Consider the following 18623-nt stretch of genomic DNA (forward strand, 5'->3'; position numbering starts at 1 on the left):
GTTCCTCCTACATAAGAACCACATTTCGCCCCCCAGTTTGTGTCGGCTTACTGGGGGGCTTTTTTTTGTCTGGGATTCGGGCTGGCGTGCCTTGTAGCAGGCCGCTTGCAGCGCCCGGGAGTGTAGGGCGGACTCAGGAGCGTAGCGAACAGTCCGCCGTTCGAAATGGCGTACTGCTTTCGCGAGTACGCCCTACGCGCTAGCGTTGCAGCACATGAATCCGCGACAGCAACTCATCGCGATCCACATAGCAACCCTGGAAGTGGCGGGCGCCACTGGCCGGGTCGAAGGCGTTGCGCGCGTGCAGGGTGCGGCGGTTGTCGAAGCACCAGAGTTGCCCGGCATCCAGCCGGCGGATCAGGCGGAAACGTGGATCGCGGGTCAGCGTCTGGAAGTGCCGGTACGCGCGGTAGAGCAGGGGCATCTGCTGCGCTTCGACATCGAAAGGCCCGCGCAGGAAGTTGGCGATGCGGATCTCGCTGACCGCGCCGTAGGCATCCAGGGCGATGATCGGCGCCAGGCAGCGGTAGTCGCTGTGGCGATCCTTGTTGCGAAACTCCACCGGCATCTCGCACAGCGTGCGGAAGTCTTCCGGCGCCTCCTGGCGCAGCGCCTCGGCGATGGCGAAACCGTCGACGAAGATGCTCTCGCCGCCCACCGCGTCATTCACCAGGCAGTGCAAAAATTGCAGCCCCGGTTGCAGCTCGCGGGTCGGCAGGTCGCTGTGCAGCGGCAGGTTGAAGGCGGTGTAGGCGTTGCTGTCGGCATCGGCCTTGGACTGCACGTTGAACAGCACGCCGAAGTTGCTTTCGCGGATAAAGGAAATCCGCTGGGCAATGGCTTGCAGCGAACCCGGCGCGGTCGGCACGCCGCGCACCTGGGTCAGGCCGCTATCACGCACGGCCAGCAGCCAGGCGAGCAAGGCCTGCGGGTCCTGCATCACCGCGTCGTATTCGAACACCGGCAACCGTTCGCTCAGCTCGGCCCTCCACAACTGGCTTTGTGGGCGTTGCTGGCGGCGCTCGGCGCGCGAAGTTTCGTCATAGGCGTGGGCGCGCAGCCAGCCGGGATGGAAGCGGCTGCGGTGACCATCCTGCCAGTCGACCAACAGATGGCCCTGGTCGTCGATGCGCGTGCGCTGGGGGCGCAGCTCCTCCGGCACGTCGACTATCTCCAGAACCTGCTCGCGGGTGACCCTGTACACGCAACTGGAACAGGGGCAGTTGTCGCGCAGCCACTGATGATGGAAGGGGCTGACGCGGCCATCGCTCCAGACCACGTCCAGGCGCTCGGCCGCGGGCCGCAGGGTGGCGAGGCCGGCGCTGACCGGATAGCTGCGCCAGTCGGCGATGGCCGGCGCTTCGGGGGGCATATCCACGACGTTCATTGCTATCTCCTTGCAGGGTGTATGGGGACGACTGTTTCAGCTCGCGCCTCTACCGAGGAAACGGCTCAGGGCCGCCAGTAGCTGTGCGTACAGCAGGTCGACTTCGGCCGCCAGGCCACGGGCGCGCAGGCAGCCGTGGACCAGGCCCAGGCCCGGGTGAAAAGCCACCGGCACGCCGGCCTCGAGCAGCGCATCGCGGTAACAGTGGCCGTCGTCGCGCAGGGGGTCGAACTCCGCCACGGCAATAAAGGCCGCCGGCAGCCGGGTGAAATCCGTCGCCGCCAGTGGCATGGCGTAGGGGTTGCGCAGTTGGCGCGGGTCGCTCAGGTAGAGCGCCAGGTAGCAGTCCAGGTCGGCGCTGCTGAGCAGCGGCGCGTCGGCGCATTGGCTGCGCGAGGGCAGGTCGGCGCGGCCGCCCAGGCTCGGATAGATCAAGGCCTGGCCGCAGGGCAGCGGTTCGCCGGCGTCGCGCAGGGTCAGGCAGAGGCCGGCCGCGAGATGGCCGCCGGCGCTGTCGCCGGCGACCGCCAGGCGTGTCGGGTCGATGCCCAGGCGCCGGTGCTCGGCCTGGAGGCCGCGCCAAACCGCCAGGCAATCGTCGAATGCGGCGGGAAACGGGTGTTCGGGGGCGAGCCGATAGTCGACGGCGATGACCACGGCATTCAGCTGCGCAGCCAGGTCGGCGGTGATGAAGTCGTGGGAGTCGAGGTCGCCCACCGCCCAGCCGCCGCCATGCAGGTAGAGCAGGCAGGGCCAGCCGTTTGCCGGCCGGGCGCCGCTCGGCCGGTAGCAGCGTATGGGCACCTCGCCGAGGTCGCTATCGGTCACCTGCAAGCCCGCCGGGCGCGCCGGGGTAAAGGCCCGACTCATGCGCGAGTAGGCTGCGCGTAGACCGTTCAGGCTGGGCTCGGTAGCGCCGAAGCTGAGGCTCGCGGCGACAAAGTCGGCGAGCGGCGGCGACAAGGGGTAGGGCGCGGGCATCTTCAACCCGGCAGGCCGATCACGCGCCCGACATAGGCGGGGCGCGCCAGGGCGGCATGGGCGGCGGCGAGGCTTTCGACCTTGGCCAGCACCGCGCCGGCGAAGGGCGCCGAGCGCGGCCCGGCGAGGTCGACGTGCAGCAGCATCTGCTCGCTGACCGCCAAGGCCTCCTCGGCGCCCGGCAGATGCAGGCTGTGATAGAGGTGCAGACGCTTGCGGTCGTGGCCGAGCAGCTGGGTGCGGACTTCCACCGTGGCGCCTTCTTTCACTTCATGCAGGTAGTTGATGTGGCATTCCAGGGTGAACAGGGAATTGCCGCTGGCCTCGCGATTGCTGCTGTCGAGGCCGATTTGATCCATCAGTGCATCACCGGCATAACTGAAAATCAACAGATAGAAGGCATCGCGCAGGTGACCGTTGTAGTCGACCCAGTCGGGCAGGATGGCGGTGCTATAGATGGTGAGGGGCGTGGTGCTGGGCATGGTGAGATACCTAATGGCTTTCCCTAACGAGGAGACTCACGCCACGTCGCCCCCACGAAAGCGGGGGCCCAGAGGCTGTGCAGCTGGATTCCCGCCTTCGCGGGAATGACGGGGTGGAGGCGAATATCTGTAGGCTTCACTCGGCAAAGGCGAAGCCGTGTTTAGCCTTGGTGGTTTTCACCGCATCGAGCACCGCCAGCAGGCAATCATCACGATAGCGCTCCAGCTCGGCGATGCTGCGCTCGCCCTGTTGCGCGCTGGTGCCTTCGACCACGCTGTCGATCAGGGCTTCGGTCAGCTCCGGTGCCGGCAGGTAGGTCCAGGGCAGCTGCAAGGCCGGGCCGAACTGGGCCATGAAGTGCCGCATGCCGGCATCGCCGCCGGCCAGGGTGTAGGTCAGGAAGCTGCCCATAAACGACCAGCGCAATCCTGCGCCGAAACGGATCGCGTCGTCGATCTCGCCGGTGCTGGCGACCCCGTCGTTGACCAGGTGCAGCGCCTCGCGCCAGAGCGCTTCGAGCAGGCGGTCGGCGATAAAGCCGGGGACTTCCTTGCGCACATGCAGCGGGCGCATGCCCAGCGACTCGTACACCTGGATCGCCGCCTGCACCGCTTCCGGCGCGGTTTTCACGCCGCCGACCACTTCCACCAGCGGCAGCAGATACACCGGGTTGAACGGGTGGCCGACCACGCAACGCTCGGGGTGCGTGGCGTCGGCGTAGAACTCGCTCGGCAGCAGGCCCGAGGTCGAGGAACCGATCAGCGCATCCGGTTTGGCGGCGGCGCTGATCTTGGCGTGCAGCTCGCATTTCAATTCGAGGCGTTCCGGCGCGCTTTCCTGGATGAAGTCGGCGTCGCGTACGCATTCCTCGATGGTGGCGACGAAGCGCAGGCGGCTCTGGGCCGCGCCGGGCGTCAAACCCTGCTTCTCCAGCGCCGGCCAGGCGTTGGCGATGCGGCTGCGCAGGGCCGCTTCGGCCCCTGGCGCCGGGTCCCAGGCGACCACGTCGAGGCCGTGAGCGAGAGCGCGGGCAACCCAGCCGCTACCGATAACGCCACTGCCGAGGGCCGCAAAGGTTTTGATTTGGGTGATAAAAGACATGGTGGCTCCTTGATGGGCAATAGGGTCGAATACCCCCTCTCCCGCTTGCGGGAGAGGGTTGGGGAGAGGGGAGAAAGTCAGGCGCGGCGCTTGAGGCCCATCTTCACGCGGCCTTCGGCCGGGGTGAGGATGCGGGCGCCCAGGCGGGTGAGAATCTCGCCGACCCGTTCGACCAACTGGCCGTTGCTCGCCAGTACACCTTTGTCGAGCCAGAGGTTGTCTTCCAGGCCGACCCGCACGTTGCCGCCGAGCAGCACGGCTTGCGCCGCCATCGGCATCTGCATGCGGCCGATGCCGAAGCCGGCCCAGGTCGCGCCAGCGGGCAGGTTGTCGACCATGGCTTTCATGGTGGTGGTGTCCGCCGGTGCGCCCCAGGGAATGCCCAGGCACAGCTGGAACAGCGGGTCGTCGAGCAGGCCTTCCTTGATCAGCTGTTTGGCGAACCACAGGTGGCCGGTGTCGAAGATCTCCAGCTCGGCTTTCACGCCCAGCTCGGTGATGCGTTTGGCGCCAACCCGCAGTTGCGCCGGGGTGGAGACATAAATGCTGTCGCCATCGCCGAAGTTCAGGGTGCCGCAATCCAGGGTGCAGATTTCCGGCAACAGTTCTTCGACATGCGCCAGGCGGGTCAATGGGCCAACCAGGTCGGTATTCGGGCCGAACTCCATCGGGCGTTCGCCGGGGCCGATTTCCAGGTCGCCGCCCATGCCGGCGGTGAGGTTGACGATGATGTCGACGTCCGTTTCGCGGATGCGCTCCATCACTTCGCGGTAAAGGGCTACGTCGCGGCTGAATTTGCCGGTCTCGGGATCGCGCACGTGGCAGTGCACCACGGTGGCGCCGGCCTTGGCGGCTTCCACGGCGGCGGCAGCGATTTGTTTGGGCGTGATCGGGACTAGATGGCTCTTCCCGGTGGTATCGCCAGCACCGGTCAGCGCACAGGTGATGATGACGTCATGGTTCATGTTCGGACTTCCTTCAGGCGTTCGGAGCCGCCCCCGGCCATGTCGGCGCGAGGGCGGTCTGTTCAGTTCAGAGGTGAATCAGGGTTGCTTGCTGAGTTGCAGGTTGGCCGCGGCATCGCGACCATCGAAGGTCTTGACCCCGGCCAGCCAGCGCTGCAGGTCTTCGGGGTGATCACGCAGCCATTGCCGGGCGACGTCCTGCGGCTCTTGGTGTTCCATGATCGGCACCATCAGCTGGCCTTCCTGGGCGGCGCTGAAGCTGAGGTTTTCCAGCAGGCGCTGGACGTTCGGGCAGCGTTGGGCGTAATCCGGGGCGGTCACGAACGAGACGGTGGCGGCGCCCTCGTTGGGGCCGTAGACGTCCTCGCTGCCGGTCAGGTAGGCGATCTTCATGTTGATGTTCATCGGGTGCGGCTGCCAGCCGACGAACACCACCCATTCGTTGCGTTTCACCGCCCGCTGCACGGCGGCGAGCATGCCGGCTTCACCGGACTCCACCAGTTGGAAACCGCCGAGGCCGAACTGGTTTTTTTCGATCATGCCTTTGATAGCGGCATTCGCCCCGGTGCCGGGCTCGATGCCGTAGATCTTGCCGCCCAGCTTGTCCTTGAACTTGGCGATGTCGGCGAAGGTTTTCAGGCCGCCGGCGGCGACGTATTGGGGGACTGCCAGGGTCGCCTGGGCGTCGGACAGGCTGGGTTTATCGAGGACCTTCACCTGGCCGGCGGCGATGAAGGGCGCGATGTTCTTGTCCATCGCCGGCTTCCAGTAGCCGAGGAAGATGTCCAGACGGTCGTCGCGAATGCCGGCGAAGATGATCTGCTGGGCGGCGCTGGTCTGCTTGTTTTCATACCCCAGGCCAGTCAGCAGGACATCGGCCACGGCGCTGGTGGCGATCACGTCGGTCCAGTTGACCACGCCCATCCGGACTTTCTGGCACTCGGCCGGTTCGGCGGCGAGCAGGGCGGTACTGCTGAGCATCAGCAAACTGCAGCTGAGATGACGGATATAGCTTTTCATGCGTGCTCCCTCATACGGCTAATCATTGTTGTTGGATAGCGGCGTGCGGGTGACGCCGTGTGTAAACAAATTACGCAGCGTCACGGGGCCGAAAACGCACCTGAGCGACCAGCTCTTGCACGGTAGCGACCTGATGATTGCTAAAGCCCGGCGACTGGCGTAAGCCGGGAATCCGCTGGCCAACTTTCGAGCGCGCCTGTCATGGCCCAAGACTTCTGGTTCCTCCTGCTGCCCGGTTTTTCGGTGATGGGCTTCGTCTCGGCCGTCGAGCCCTTGCGGGTGGCCAATCGGTTTCGCGGCGAGCTGTACCGCTGGCATGTCCTGAGCCTGGACGGTGGCCCGGTGTTGGCCAGCAACGGCATGTCGATCAACGCCGATGGCGCGCTGGAACCGCTCAAGCGTGGCGCCACGCTGCTGGTGGTGGCCGGTTTCGAGCCGCTGCAGGCCTATACCCCGGCGCTGGAGCACTGGCTCAAACGCCTCGACCGCGAGGGCGTGACCCTCGGCGGCATCGATACCGGCAGTTTCGTGCTGGCCGAAGCCGGCCTGCTCGGCGGCCATCGGCTGACGCTGCACTGGGAGGCGATTGGCGCCTTCCAGGAGTCCTACCCTAATCTGACGGTGACCCAGGAGCTGTTCGAGATCGACCGCACGCGCATCACCTCGGCCGGCGGCACCGCCTCCATCGACCTGATGCTCGACCTGATCGCCCAGGCCCACGGCGCCGAGCTGGCGGTGCAGGTCTCCGAACAGTTCGTGCTCGGCCGTATCCGCCCGCGCCAGGACCACCAGCGCCTGCAGATCGCCACGCGCTACGGGGTCAGCAACAAGAAGCTGGTGCAGGTGATAGGTGAGATGGAGCGGCACAGCGAGCCGCCGCTGAGCACCCTGGAGCTGGCCGAGCACATTCAGGTGACCCGCCGCCAGCTGGAACGGCTGTTTCGCCTGCATCTGCAAGACACGCCGTCGAACTTCTACCTCAACTTGCGTCTGGACAAGGCCCGGCAACTGCTGCGGCAAACCGAACTGAGCGTGCTGGAGGTCGGCCTGGCCTGCGGTTTCGAGTCGCCGTCGTACTTTTCCCGCAGCTATCGCGGACGTTTCGGCTTCTGTCCGAGCCAGGATCGTCAGGGCCTGTCGGAGCGCTCCCGGCAAGCCAACGGGCTGCAGATCGGCGCCGCTCCGTAGCCGGCAGGCTTGCCGGGGAGGCCGAAGGTCGTCGGTTTGACGCTTTCGACAATTCCCCTGTCGTTTTTGCGCGATAGCGGCGAATCCCCCAGGGCTATGCTGGCCCCAAAGCGCCGGCAGAAGATTCGGCGCACCGAACTCCTAGCGCATCTAGACAGAGGGGACCGCCCGATGAGCCCAGCCGAACTGCACGCCGACAGCATCGTTATAGACGGGCTGATCATTGCCAAATGGAACCGCGAACTCTTCGAAGACATGCGCAAAGGCGGCCTGACCGCGGCCAACTGCACCGTGTCGGTGTGGGAGGGCTTCCAGGCCACCGTCAACAACATCGCCGCCAGCCAGAAGCTGATCCGCGACAACAGCGACCTGGTGAGCCTGGTGCGCACCACCGCCGATATCCGCAAGGCCAAGGCCGAGGGCAAGACCGGGATCCTCTTCGGCTTCCAGAACGCCCATGCCTTCGAAGACCAGCTGGGCTATGTCGAGGTGTTCAAGCAGCTCGGCGTCGGCGTGGTACAGATGTGCTACAACACCCAGAACCTGGTCGGCACCGGCTGCTACGAGCGTGACGGCGGGTTGTCCGGCTTCGGTCGCGAGATCGTCGCCGAGATGAACCGGGTCGGCATCATGTGCGACCTGTCCCACGTCGGCGCGAAGACCTCCGAGGAGGTCATCCTCGAATCCAACAAACCGGTCTGCTACTCGCACTGCCTGCCGTCCGGGCTGAAAGAACACCCGCGCAACAAGTCCGATGAGGAACTGAAGTTCATCGCCGACAACGGCGGCTTCGTCGGCGTGACCATGTTCGCGCCGTTCCTCGCCAAAGGCATCGACTCGACCATCGACGACTACGCTGAAGCCATCGAGTACGTGATGAACCTGGTCGGCGAAGACGCCATCGGCATCGGCACCGACTTCACCCAGGGCCACGGCCAGGACTTCTTCGAGTGGCTGACGCACGACAAGGGCTACGCCCGTCGGCTGACCAACTTCGGCAAGATCGTCAACCCGCTGGGCATTCGCACCGTCGGCGAGTTCCCTAACCTTACCGAGACCCTGCTCAAGCGCGGCATGCCCGAGCGCGTGGTGCGCAAGGTGATGGGCGAGAACTGGGTGCGGGTATTGAAAGACGTCTGGGGCGAGTAAACGCTTGTCTCCCTTCTCCCTCCGGGAGAAGGGCCGGGGATGAGGGATCTTGAATCCAACTCGCTACCCGTAACTTCCCTCACCCCAACCCTCTCCCAAAGGGCGAGGGGGCTAAAAGCACAACCGAATTCTGGAGTTTGAACACCATGGCTAAAACCGCCCCGCAACTGCCCATCGAAGTCGACAGCGAAACCGGCATCTGGACTACCGACGCCCTGCCGATGCTCTACGTGCCGCGGCATTTCTTCGTCAATAACCACATCGGCATCGAGGAAGTGCTGGGCGCCGAGGCCTATGCGGAAATCCTCTACAAGGCCGGCTACAAGTCCGCCTGGCACTGGTGCGAGAAGGAAGCCGAATGCCACGGCCTGCAGGGCGTGGCGGTGTTCGAGCACTACATGAAGCGGCTGTCGCAACGCGGCTGGGGCTTGTTCGAGATCGAAGCCATCGACCTCGACCAGGGCACCGCCTCGGTACGCCTCAAGCACTCCGCCTTCGTTTACGTCTACGGCAAGGTCGGGCGCAAGGTCGACTACATGTTCACCGGCTGGTTCGCCGGCGCCATGGATCAGATCCTCGCCGCTAAAGGCAGTGCGCTGCGTACCGTCGCCGAACAGGTCTACGGCGGTTCCGAAGAAGGCCACGACGACGGCCTGTTCGTCGTTAAACCCCTTTAAGTCGAGCCGCTTTTTATTTGAGGTGCCGTCATGGCTTTCGAAGCACTGTTCCAGCCGATCCAGATCGGTAAACTGACCATCCGCAACCGCGTCCTCAGTACCGCGCACGCCGAGGTGTATGCCACCGATGGCGGCATGACCACCGAGCGCTACATCAAGTATTACGAGGAGAAGGCCAAGGGCGGTATCGGTCTGGCCATTTGCGGCGGCTCCTCGGTCGTGGCCATCGACAGCCCGCAGGAGTGGTGGAGCTCGGTGAACCTGTCCACCGACCGGATCATCCCGCACTTCCAGAATCTGGCCGACGCCATGCACAAGCACGGCGCCAAGATCATGATCCAGATTACCCACATGGGCCGTCGCTCGCGCTGGGACGGCTTCAACTGGCCGACCCTGATGTCGCCGTCTGGCATCCGTGAACCGGTGCACCGCGCCACCTGCAAGACCATAGAGCCGGAAGAAATCTGGCGGGTGATCGGCAATTTCGCCCAGGCGGCCCGGCGCGCCAAGGCCGGTGGCCTGGACGGCGTCGAGCTGTCCGCCGTGCACCAGCACATGATCGACCAGTTCTGGTCGCCACGGGTGAACAAGCGCACCGACGAGTGGGGCGGCAGCTTCGAGGGCCGTATGCGCTTCGGCCTGGAAGTGCTCAAGGCGGTGCGTAAAGAAGTCGGCGACGACTTCGTGGTCGGCATGCGCCTGTGCGGCGACGAGTTCCACCCGGACGGCCTCAGCCATGAGGACATGAAGCAGATCGCCAAGTACTACGACGACACCGGCATGCTCGATTTTATTGGGGTCGTCGGTTCCGGCTGCGACACCCATAACACCCTGGCCAACGTCATCCCGAACATGAGCTACCCGCCGGAGCCGTTCCTGCATCTGGCCGCCGGGATCAAGGAAGTGGTGACGGTGCCGGTGCTGCACGCGCAGAACATCAAGGACCCGAACCAGGCCACGCGCATCCTCGAAGGCGGCTATGTCGACATGGTCGGCATGACCCGCGCGCACATCGCCGACCCGCATTTCATCGCCAAGATCAAGATGGGCCAGGTCGACCAGATCAAGCAGTGCGTCGGTGCCAACTACTGCATCGACCGCCAGTACCAGGGCCTCGACGTGCTGTGCATCCAGAACGCCGCGACCTCCCGTGAATACATGGGCGTGCCGCACATCATCGAGAAAACCACCGGGGTGAAACGCAAGGTGGTGGTGGTCGGCGGTGGCCCGGCCGGGATGGAAGCCGCACGGGTGGCGGCCGAGCGTGGCCACGCCGTGACCCTGTTCGAGAAGAAGGACGCCCTCGGTGGGCAGATCACCACCGCTTCGAAGGCGCCGCAGCGTGACCAGATCGCCGGTATCACCCGCTGGTATCAGCTGGAGCTGGCGCGTTTGAAGATCGACCTGCGCCTGGGCACCGCGGCAGACCCGGCAACCATCCTCGACCTGCGTCCGGATGTGGTGGTGCTGGCCAACGGCGGGCATCCGTTCCTCGAGCAGAACGAACACTGGGGCGCTGCCGATGGCCTGGTGGTGAGCAGCTGGGACGTGCTCGACGGCAAGGTCGCGCCGGGCAAGAACGTGCTGGTCTACGACACCATCTGCGAATTCGGCGGCGTGTCGGTGGCGGACTTCCTCGCCGACAAAGGCGCCCAGGTCGAGATCGTCACCGACGACATCAAACCGGGCGTGGCCGTCGGCGGCACCTCGTTCCCGACCTTCTACCGCAGCATGTACCCGAAAGAAGTGATCATGACCGGCGACATGATGCTGGATAAGGTCTACCGCGAGGGCGACAAGCTGGTCGCGGTGCTCGAGAACGAATACACCGGCGCCAAGGAAGAGCGGGTGATCGACCAGGTGGTGATCGAAAACGGCGTGCGCCCCGACGAGGAAATCTACTACGCGCTCAAAGCCGGCTCGCGCAACAACGGCCAAATCGATGTCGAGGCCCTGTTCGCCATCCAGCCGCAGCCGTGTCTGAGTGAGCCGGGCGAGGGTTACCTGCTGTTCCGCATCGGTGACTGTGTGGCCCAGCGCAATACCCATGCGGCGATTTATGACGCCATACGGCTGTGTAAGGATTTTTAAGCCTGTCTCCCCTCTCCCTCCGGGAGAGGGGACTTGTCCTGCGTTGCTTTCACGGTCCCGCGAAGGAGACCAACGATGTTGAACACCATTCTCCCTATTCTGCTGTTCACCGCCCTGGCGCTGGCCGTCATCGGCGCGGTGAAGCGCATATTGCTGTGGAATCAGGGCCGGGCCTCGAAGGTCGACCTGATCGGCGGCCTGCTGGCGATGCCCAGGCGCTACCTGGTCGATCTGCACCATGTGGTCGAGCGCGACAAATACATGTCCAAGACCCACGTGGCAACGGCCGGCGGCTTCGTGCTGGCGGCGCTGCTGGCGGTCATCGTGCATGGCTTCGGCCTGCATAACCGCATCCTCGGTTTCGCCCTGCTGGCGGCCACCAGCTTGATGTTCGTCGGCGCGCTGTTCGTGGCCAGGCGTCGGCGCAATCCGCCGGCCCGGCTGTCGAAAGGACCCTGGAGCCGGCTGCCGAAAAGCCTGATGGCGTTCTCGCTGAGCTTCTTTATCGCCACCCTGCCGGTGGCCGGCATTCTCCCGGAAGACTTCGGTGGCTGGCTGCTGGCCGCAGTGCTGGCCCTTGGCGTGGCCTGGGGTGTGTCGGAAATGTTCCTCGGCATGACCTGGGGCGGGCCGATGAAGCACGCCTTCGCCGGTGCCCTGCACCTGGCCTGGCACCGCCGCGCCGAGCGCTTCGGGGGTGGCCGCTCGACCGGCCTGAAGCCGCTGGATCTGAGCGATCCGAGCGCGCCCTTGGGCGTGGAGAAACCCAAGGACTTCACCTGGAATCAACTGCTTGGTTTCGACGCCTGCGTGCAATGTGGCAAGTGCGAAGCCGCCTGCCCGGCGTTCGCCGCCGGCCAGCCGCTGAATCCGAAGAAGCTGATCCAGGACATGGTCGTCGGCCTGGCCGGCGGTAGCGATGCCAAGTTTGCCGGCAGCCCCTATCCATCATTAGACGGCAGGGGCATCCCTCTCGGCGAGCACAGCGGCGGCCCGCACCTGCCGATCGTGTCCCTGCAAGGCAAGGCGCTGGTGGACGCCGAGACCCTCTGGTCCTGCACCACCTGCCGTGCCTGCGTTGAGGAATGCCCGATGATGATCGAGCACGTCGATGCCATAGTCGACATGCGCCGCCACCTGACCCTGGAAAAAGGCGCGACGCCGAACAAGGGCGCCGAGGTGCTGGACAACCTGATCGCCACCGACAACCCCGGCGGCTTCGCCCCTGGCGGGCGGATGAACTGGGCGGCGGACCTGAACCTCGAGCTGCTGAGCGAGAAGCAGAGCGCCGACGTGCTGTTCTGGGTCGGCGATGGCGCCTTCGATATGCGCAATCAAAGAACCCTGCGCGCCTTCGTCAAAGTGCTCAAGGCCGCCAACGTCGACTTCGCCGTGCTCGGCCTGGAAGAGCGCGACAGCGGCGACGTGGCCCGTCGTCTGGGCGACGAGGCGACCTTCCAGCAACTGGCCAAACGCAATATCGAGACAATGGCCAAGTACCGTTTCAAACGCATCGTCAGCTGCGATCCGCACAGCTTCCATGTGCTGAAAAACGAATATGGGGCGCTGGGTGGCAACTATGAAGTGCTGCACCACAGCACCTATATCGCCGAGCTGATCGCCGCCAAACAGCTCAACCTCGGCACTCATAAAGGCGGCAGCGTGACCTATCACGACCCCTGCTACCTCGGCCGCTACAACGGTGAATACGAGGCGCCGCGCGAGGTGCTGCGCGCCCTCGGGATCGAGGTGAAGGAGATGGAGCGTTCCGGCTTCCGCTCGCGTTGCTGCGGCGGTGGCGGTGGCGCACCTATCACCGACATCCCCGGCAAGCAGCGGATTCCCGATATGCGCATGGTCGATATCAAGGAAACCGGCGCCGAACTGGTAGCGGTCGGTTGCCCGCAATGCACGGCGATGCTCGAAGGCGTGGTCGAGCCACGGCCGCAGATCAAGGACATCGCCGAGCTGGTGGCCGATGTACTGATCGACGGGGCGCCAAGCGCACCGGCCAAGCTCGCTCCTACGACGAGCATTGCGTTTTCGGAGGCCCGCCCATGAGCGACATCATCCGCCGTGACCCGCGGGCCGAATGGATCGCGCGTAACCGCCTGCACCCGCTGCATGCGGCCATGCAGCGCAGCGAAACCAGCTGGATGGGCCCCAATGGGCTGATCCGCAAGAACCCCCATGCGGTCGGTTTCATCGGCCCCAACGGGATCAAACGGATCGACCGCAGCGGCGCCCAGCAGGGTGGCGCGAGCAAGCGCGCGACCCAGGCCGCCGTGGTTCAGCTGCCGCTGCACGTCATCGCCCAACCGCGCTTCCACATAGTGGTGGTGCCGGACATGGTCGGTGGCCGGCTGACCAGCCACGACCGCGACCTGCTGGGCCTGGCCCGCAAGTTGGCGGGCAACGACGGCTCGGTGTTGGCGGTGGTGTTCGGCGAACACAAGGAAACCCGCTTCGATGTCGCCGGTGTCGACCGCCTGCTGCAGCTCGAGGGCGCGGAATATGCCGGTTATGCACCGGAGCAGCAGGTCCAGGCGCTCGGCGCCGTGGAGCGGCAGTTCCAGCCGCGCCACTGGTTGCTGCCGGACAGCCGCACTGGCGGCGCCGAACTCGGTCGGCGCCTCGCCGCGCTCCTGGGCGAACGCCCGGCGACGCGGGTCTGGCAGGTCACCGATGAACAGTGCATCGGCCGTGCCGGTGCCGGCCGCGAAGACCTGCTGCGGCCGTTGACGCGGCTGATCCTGGCGGCCAGCGAATGTGCCGAGCCGGTCAGCGATACGCGCCATGAAGTGCTGTCGGTCGCGTTGGCGCAGCCCGTCGCGCGCAGCCTGCCGCGCATCGAGGATCTCGGCGCGGTGGCGGTCGACCCGGCGGCGACGCCGATGGCCGAGGCCGAATTCATCCTCTCCGGCGGTAACGGCGTGAAGGATTGGGCGCTGTTCCACCGCGCCGCCGAGGCTCTCGGCGCCACCGAGGGTGCCTCACGGGTGGCGGTGGACGATGGCCACATGGTGCGGAATCGCCAGGTCGGCGCGACCGGCACCTGGGTCACCGCGCGGGTCTATCTGGCGGTCGGGATTTCCGGCGCGATCCAGCACCTGCAAGGCATAGGTGGCTGCGACAAAGTCGTGGCGATCAACCTCGACCCCGGCTGCGACATGATCAAACGCGCCGATCTGGCGGTGATCGGTGATTCCGCCGCGATCCTCAGCGCGCTGATCCAGCGGGTGGCCGACTACCGTGCGGGAGACAAACGCGATGCCGCATAACAGCTTGAATATCATCGCCCTGGTGTCCGTCGGCGCGCATCCCACCTCGGGTCGCGCTCGCCGCGCCGAACAGGATGCCCGCGCGGTCGAACTGGGCCTGCGTCTGGCCGGCGAGCGACTGCAGGTGCTGCACGCCGGCGATACCCAGGAAGAGGCGCTGCGCGCTTACCTGGGCATGGGCCTGGCGGAACTCAGCGTGCTCGAGCAACCGCGCGGCGCCGACGCCTTGCCGGTGCTGGCGAGCTATCTGCGCGAGTCCGGGGCCCAGCTTGTACTCACGGGTAGCCAGGCGGAAACCGGCGAAGGCTCGGGGATGCTGCCGTTCCTGCTGGCGGAACAGCTCGGCTGGCCGCTGGTGGTCGGGCTGGCGGAAGTGGAGCGCGTCGAGAACGGCGTCGCCCAGGTGCTGCAAGCCTTGCCGCGCGGCCAGCGGCGGCGTTTGCGGGTGCGTCTGCCGTTTCTCGCCAGTGTCGATAACGCGGCGCCGAGCGCTCGGCAAAGTGCCTTCGGCCCTGCCCGGCGCGGCGTGCTGAAGGCCGAAGAGGTCGAGGTGATAGACGATGCCTTGCTCGCCACCGCGCAGTTCCAGCCGGCCCGGCCACGGCCCAAACGCCTCAAGGTGATCAAGGCGAAAACCGGTGCCGAGCGGATGAAAGCCGCCACGGCCAAGGCCGCGGGCGGTGGTGGGCAAGTGCTGAAAGACCTCAGCCCGCAAGACGGCGCCGAAGCCATCTTCAAACTGCTGTTGGAAGAGGGCGTGCTGCGCTAGTGAGCCAACCCGCTCCTACGAAGAGCTAAGGCCCTGTGTGCTGACCGTCATTTTTGAGACGGCACACCGGGGCCTTGCTGGGCCCAGTACAGCTGCTTGTGCCCGCGCGCCTGGTAGGCCTGGGCCAGGCTTAGCGCCTCTTCCTGGCTGTGGCCGCGGCTGACGACAAACTCATTGCCGTTATCGTCCAGGCGCAGCAGGCACCAGTCGCGGGTCGGATCCTGAGGCGTGTGCCGCATGGCGTTATTCCACCTCTCTGCTTGGCCGGCCGCCCCGGCGCCGGCCCTCTACCGCTTTATGCTCAGTATGGGTGCTGCCGGTGCTGCCGGCGCATGGCCTACGCTTGTTCATAACCAACTCAACGAGGTTTGAGCGTGCGTGCAGAGCGTGGGTGGCTCCTCCCTTTATGGTTGCTGCTGATCGCCGTTTCCGGTTGCGAGCGCGAGGGCAGCCCGACCCTGCTCGGCACCCTGGAGTGGGACCGGGTCAGCCTGCCGGCCGAAGCCTCGGAAACCATCCTCGCCTGGCATACCGTCGAGGGCGAGCGGGTGCAGGCCGGTCAGCTGTTGCTGGAGCTCGACCCGCGCCGCCAGGACGCGCGCATCGCCCAGGCCCAGGGCGAGGTCGCGCAGGCGCAGGCGCGGCTGCGCGAGCTGAGCAATGGCCCCAGGCCGGAGGCCCGCGAGGCGGTCGCGGCGCTCCTGCTCGGTCGGCGTGCCTCCCAGACCGTCGCCGAACAGGACTTCGATCGTAGCGAAAAGCTCTACCAGCGCGGTCTGCTGGCTATCGCCGAGTTGGATAAGGCCCGCGCCAACCGCGACCAGGCGCGCGCGCAGCAGGCCAATGTCGCCGCCCTACTGCGCGAGCTGAGGAGCGGCAGCCGGGTGGAACAGCTCGAGCAGGCGGCTGCAGCACTGGCGGCCGCCCAAGGCAACCTGGCGCAACTGCAGGTCGGGCGCCAGCACCTGAGCCTGCGCGCGCCGCGTGCCGGGCGGGTCGACTCCTTGCCGTTCAAGCCCGGCGACCAGCCGCCGCAAGGCGCCACCCTGGTCAGTCTGCTGGTGGGCGAGGCGCCCTATGCGCGGGTGTTCGTGCCGGCCTCCCAGCGCAGCGCCTTGCACATCGGCGAGTCGCTGCGGGTGAGGGTCGAGGGCAGCGCCGAGCCCTTCGCCGCCAGGGTGCGCAGCATCAGCAGCGAAGCTAGTTTCACCCCGTACTTCGCCCTGACCGGTGATGACGCCAGCCGCCTGGTCTACCGCGCCGAGTTGCTGCTGGAGGGCGAGGCGGCGCGGCAGCTGCCGGCAGGTCTGCCGCTGAGCGCCGAGCGGATAGTCGATGAACGCCCCTGAGCCGGCGCCGGTGATCCTGGCGCGCGGGCTGAGCAAACGCTTCGGAGCGCTGACCGCGGTCGATCGCCTCGACCTCAAGGTCCAGCGTGCCGAGGTGTTCGGCTTTCTCGGCCCGAATGGCAGCGGCAAGTCCACCAGCATCCGCATGCTCTGCGGCCTGCTGCGGCCCAGCGCCGGCGAGATCGAGGTGCTGGGCTGCCAGATCCCCCGCGATGCCGAGGCGTTGAAGCGGCGCATCGGCTACATGACGCAGAAGTTCTCGCTCTATGACGACCTCAGCGTCGGCGAGAACCTGCAATTCCTCGCCAGCGTCCACGGCCTGTCGAAGGCCGCCAGCCGCCAGCGCATCGAGGAGTTGCTGGAGCGCTATTGGCTCGGCGAGCTGACCCGGCAGTTGGCCGGCACCCTCAGTGGCGGCCAGCGGCAGCGCCTGGCCCTGGCCGCGGCGGTGCTGCACCAGCCGGATCTGTTGCTGCTCGACGAGCCGACCAGCGCGGTCGACCCGCAGTCGCGCCGGGAGTTCTGGGATTCGCTGTTTGAGCTGGCCGACGCCGGCACCACGCTGCTGGTGTCCACCCATTACATGGACGAGGCCGAGCGCTGCACGCGCCTGGGCATCCTCGACGGCGGCCGGTTGGTGGCCGACGGCAGCCCGCGTGAGCTGATGGCGCAGTTGCCCGGGCGGCCCTTCCTGGTCGAGTGCAGCCAGCCCCGTCAGGCGCAGCTCGCCCTTAGGGGCACGCCGGGCGTGCTCGCCCAGGCGCAGATCGGCGCCAGCCTGCGGGTGCTCAGCGGCGCCGCCGACGGCCGCGAACTGATCACCCGGCGCTTGCAGGAGCAGGGCCTGCAGGCGCGGGTGGTGGAGACCGAACCGAATCTGGAGGACGTCTTCGTCGCCGTCACCCAGCGCCCGGCGCCACCCGGGCGGGAGGGCGGATGAACCTGCGGCGGATCCTCGCCATAGTGCGCAAGGAGTTGCGCCAGCTGCGCCGCGATCGGCTGACGTTCGCCATGATCGCCGGCATCCCGATCATCCAGCTGGTGCTGTTCGGCTACGCCATCAATATGGACGTGCGCGGGCTGGATGCGGCGGTGCTGGACCAAGCCAACAGCGCGCGCTCGCGCGAAGTGATCGCCGAGCTCGCCTCCAGCCGGGTGCTCGACCTGCGCTACCGGCTCTCGAGCCCGCAGCAGATCGACCAGCTGCTGCGCCAGGGGCGGATCAGCGTGGCGCTGGTGGTGCCGGCGGATTTCGAGGCGCGCCTGGAGCGCGGGCCGACGCAGCGCCAGGGCCGCCCGTCGCAGAGTGGGCTGCTGCAGGAGCGCCGGCCGTTACAGCTGCTGGTGGATGGCTCGGATCAGACGGTGCAGGCCGCGGCCCGCCAACTGGCGAATTACCCGCTGCCGAACTGGAGCCAGGCGGTGGGGGTCGAGGTGGTGAATTTCTACAATCCGGAGCGGGTGGCGGCACTGAACACGGTGCCGGGGCTGATCGGGGTGATCCTGACCATGACCCTGGTGATGTTCACCGCCATCACCCTGGTGCGTGAGCGCGAGCGCGGCAACCTGGAGATGCTGATCGCCACGCCGCTGTCGCCCTGGGAGCTGACCATCGGCAAGGTGCTGCCCTTCATCGCCATCGGCCTGGTGCAGATGAGCCTGGTGCTGCTGCTCGGCAAGGCGCTGTTCGCGGTGCCGGTGCGCGGCTCGCTGGGCGAGCTGTACCTGGCGACGCTGCTGTTCATAGTCGCCAGCCTGGGGCTTGGGGTATTTCTCTCGACCCTGGCGAAGACCCAGTTTCAGGCCATGCAGATGGCGTTCTTCACCTTCCTGCCGCAGATCCTGCTGTCCGGCTTCATGTTCCCCTTCGCCGGCATGCCCAGGCTCGCCCAGCAACTGGCCGAGCTGCTGCCCTTGACCCATTACCTGCGGCTGGCGCGCGGCATCATGCTGCGCGGCGCCGGGCTCGGCGAACTGTGGATCGAGGTGGCGGCGCTGGGGCTGTTTACTGTGCTGATGTTCAGCATCGCGGTGACCCGCGTGCATAAGCGCCTGGATTGAGCGGGCGCCCTGAGAATGTAGGAGCGCGTAGGGCGTACTCGCGAAGCAGTACGCCATTTCGAACGGCGGACTGTTCGCTACGCTCCTGAGTCCGCCCTACGCCCGGGAATTAATGTAGGAG

At 66.3% G+C, this 18623-nt stretch carries 17 protein-coding genes; 10 read left to right on the plus strand and 7 right to left on the minus strand.

Features of this window, described 5'->3' with window-relative positions:
- Nucleotides 1-199 precede the first annotated feature (199 nt).
- The 6 genes from FFS13_RS12275 to choX all read right to left on the minus strand — a co-directional run bounded on the left by FFS13_RS12275 (nt 200) and on the right by choX (nt 5937).
- Nucleotides 200-1387: a gamma-butyrobetaine dioxygenase gene (locus FFS13_RS12275; protein WP_137819374.1), complete on the minus strand. Its 1188-nt coding sequence runs from the start codon at nt 1385-1387 to the stop codon at nt 200-202.
- 36 nt (nt 1388-1423) lie between these two features.
- The gene (locus tag FFS13_RS12280) at nt 1424-2368 is read right to left on the minus strand and encodes an alpha/beta hydrolase (protein ID WP_137819375.1); all 945 of its coding nucleotides are present in this window, start codon (nt 2366-2368) and stop codon (nt 1424-1426) included.
- A gap of 2 nt (nt 2369-2370) precedes the next feature.
- Entirely contained in the window at nt 2371-2850 is a 480-nt protein-coding gene (locus FFS13_RS12285) for a thioesterase family protein (RefSeq protein ID WP_137819376.1), read from the minus strand.
- A 136-nt stretch (nt 2851-2986) separates the two neighbouring features.
- The gene (locus tag FFS13_RS12290) at nt 2987-3952 is read right to left on the minus strand and encodes an L-carnitine dehydrogenase (RefSeq protein ID WP_137819377.1); all 966 of its coding nucleotides are present in this window, start codon (nt 3950-3952) and stop codon (nt 2987-2989) included.
- 77 nt (nt 3953-4029) lie between these two features.
- Nucleotides 4030-4917 carry a 3-keto-5-aminohexanoate cleavage protein gene (locus tag FFS13_RS12295; protein WP_137819378.1) on the minus strand — a complete coding sequence of 296 codons (888 nt, stop codon included), beginning with the start codon at nt 4915-4917 and terminating at the stop codon, nt 4030-4032.
- A gap of 78 nt (nt 4918-4995) precedes the next feature.
- The gene (choX, locus tag FFS13_RS12300) at nt 4996-5937 is read right to left on the minus strand and encodes a choline ABC transporter substrate-binding protein (RefSeq protein WP_137819379.1); all 942 of its coding nucleotides are present in this window, start codon (nt 5935-5937) and stop codon (nt 4996-4998) included.
- 201 nt (nt 5938-6138) lie between these two features.
- Between choX and FFS13_RS12305 the strand changes: the two genes are divergently transcribed.
- The 7 genes from FFS13_RS12305 to FFS13_RS12340 all read left to right on the plus strand — a co-directional run bounded on the left by FFS13_RS12305 (nt 6139) and on the right by FFS13_RS12340 (nt 15092).
- On the plus strand, nt 6139-7125 hold the full coding sequence (locus FFS13_RS12305; RefSeq protein ID WP_137819380.1) for a GlxA family transcriptional regulator: 987 nt from the start codon (nt 6139-6141) through the stop codon (nt 7123-7125).
- Nucleotides 7126-7296: 171 nt separating this feature from the next.
- Nucleotides 7297-8274 (plus strand): dipeptidase, encoded by a 978-nt coding sequence (locus FFS13_RS12315; protein ID WP_137819382.1) that lies wholly within the window; start codon nt 7297-7299, stop codon nt 8272-8274.
- 146 nt (nt 8275-8420) lie between these two features.
- On the plus strand, nt 8421-8951 hold the full coding sequence (locus FFS13_RS12320) for a DUF5943 domain-containing protein (protein WP_137819383.1): 531 nt from the start codon (nt 8421-8423) through the stop codon (nt 8949-8951).
- A 30-nt stretch (nt 8952-8981) separates the two neighbouring features.
- A complete protein-coding gene (dgcA, locus tag FFS13_RS12325) occupies nt 8982-11042 on the plus strand; it encodes a dimethylglycine demethylation protein DgcA (protein ID WP_137819384.1) in 2061 nt (686 codons plus the stop codon).
- 75 nt (nt 11043-11117) lie between these two features.
- Nucleotides 11118-13103 carry a dimethylglycine demethylation protein DgcB gene (gene dgcB / locus FFS13_RS12330; RefSeq protein ID WP_137819385.1) on the plus strand — a complete coding sequence of 662 codons (1986 nt, stop codon included), beginning with the start codon at nt 11118-11120 and terminating at the stop codon, nt 13101-13103.
- On the plus strand, nt 13100-14323 hold the full coding sequence (locus tag FFS13_RS12335; protein ID WP_137819386.1) for an electron transfer flavoprotein subunit alpha/FixB family protein: 1224 nt from the start codon (nt 13100-13102) through the stop codon (nt 14321-14323). Before dgcB ends, FFS13_RS12335 begins: the two co-directional genes overlap by 4 nt.
- Entirely contained in the window at nt 14313-15092 is a 780-nt protein-coding gene (locus FFS13_RS12340; protein WP_137819387.1) for an electron transfer flavoprotein subunit beta, read from the plus strand. The genes FFS13_RS12335 and FFS13_RS12340 overlap by 11 nt, the downstream gene beginning before the upstream one ends.
- A 47-nt stretch (nt 15093-15139) precedes the next feature.
- Here FFS13_RS12340 and FFS13_RS12345 read toward each other — a convergent pair whose 3' ends face one another.
- The gene (locus FFS13_RS12345; RefSeq protein ID WP_137819388.1) at nt 15140-15331 is read right to left on the minus strand and encodes a hypothetical protein; all 192 of its coding nucleotides are present in this window, start codon (nt 15329-15331) and stop codon (nt 15140-15142) included.
- A 135-nt stretch (nt 15332-15466) separates the two neighbouring features.
- Here FFS13_RS12345 and FFS13_RS12350 point away from each other — a divergent pair, with 135 nt between their 5' ends.
- Genes FFS13_RS12350 through FFS13_RS12360 form a run of 3 tightly spaced genes read left to right on the plus strand, consistent with a single transcriptional unit; the run spans nt 15467 to nt 18502 of the window.
- Nucleotides 15467-16441, plus strand: coding sequence for an HlyD family secretion protein (locus FFS13_RS12350; protein WP_137819389.1), 975 nt, complete (start codon nt 15467-15469; stop codon nt 16439-16441).
- On the plus strand, nt 16428-17381 hold the full coding sequence (locus tag FFS13_RS12355; RefSeq protein WP_218568616.1) for an ABC transporter ATP-binding protein: 954 nt from the start codon (nt 16428-16430) through the stop codon (nt 17379-17381). The genes FFS13_RS12350 and FFS13_RS12355 overlap by 14 nt, the downstream gene beginning before the upstream one ends.
- Nucleotides 17378-18502 (plus strand): ABC transporter permease, encoded by a 1125-nt coding sequence (locus FFS13_RS12360; RefSeq protein WP_137819390.1) that lies wholly within the window; start codon nt 17378-17380, stop codon nt 18500-18502. Before FFS13_RS12355 ends, FFS13_RS12360 begins: the two co-directional genes overlap by 4 nt.
- The last annotated feature ends 121 nt before the right edge of the window (nt 18503-18623 follow it).

Origin of the sequence: Pseudomonas sp. 2FG, assembly GCF_005502935.1 — a bacterium.
GTDB lineage: Bacteria > Pseudomonadota > Gammaproteobacteria > Pseudomonadales > Pseudomonadaceae > Aquipseudomonas.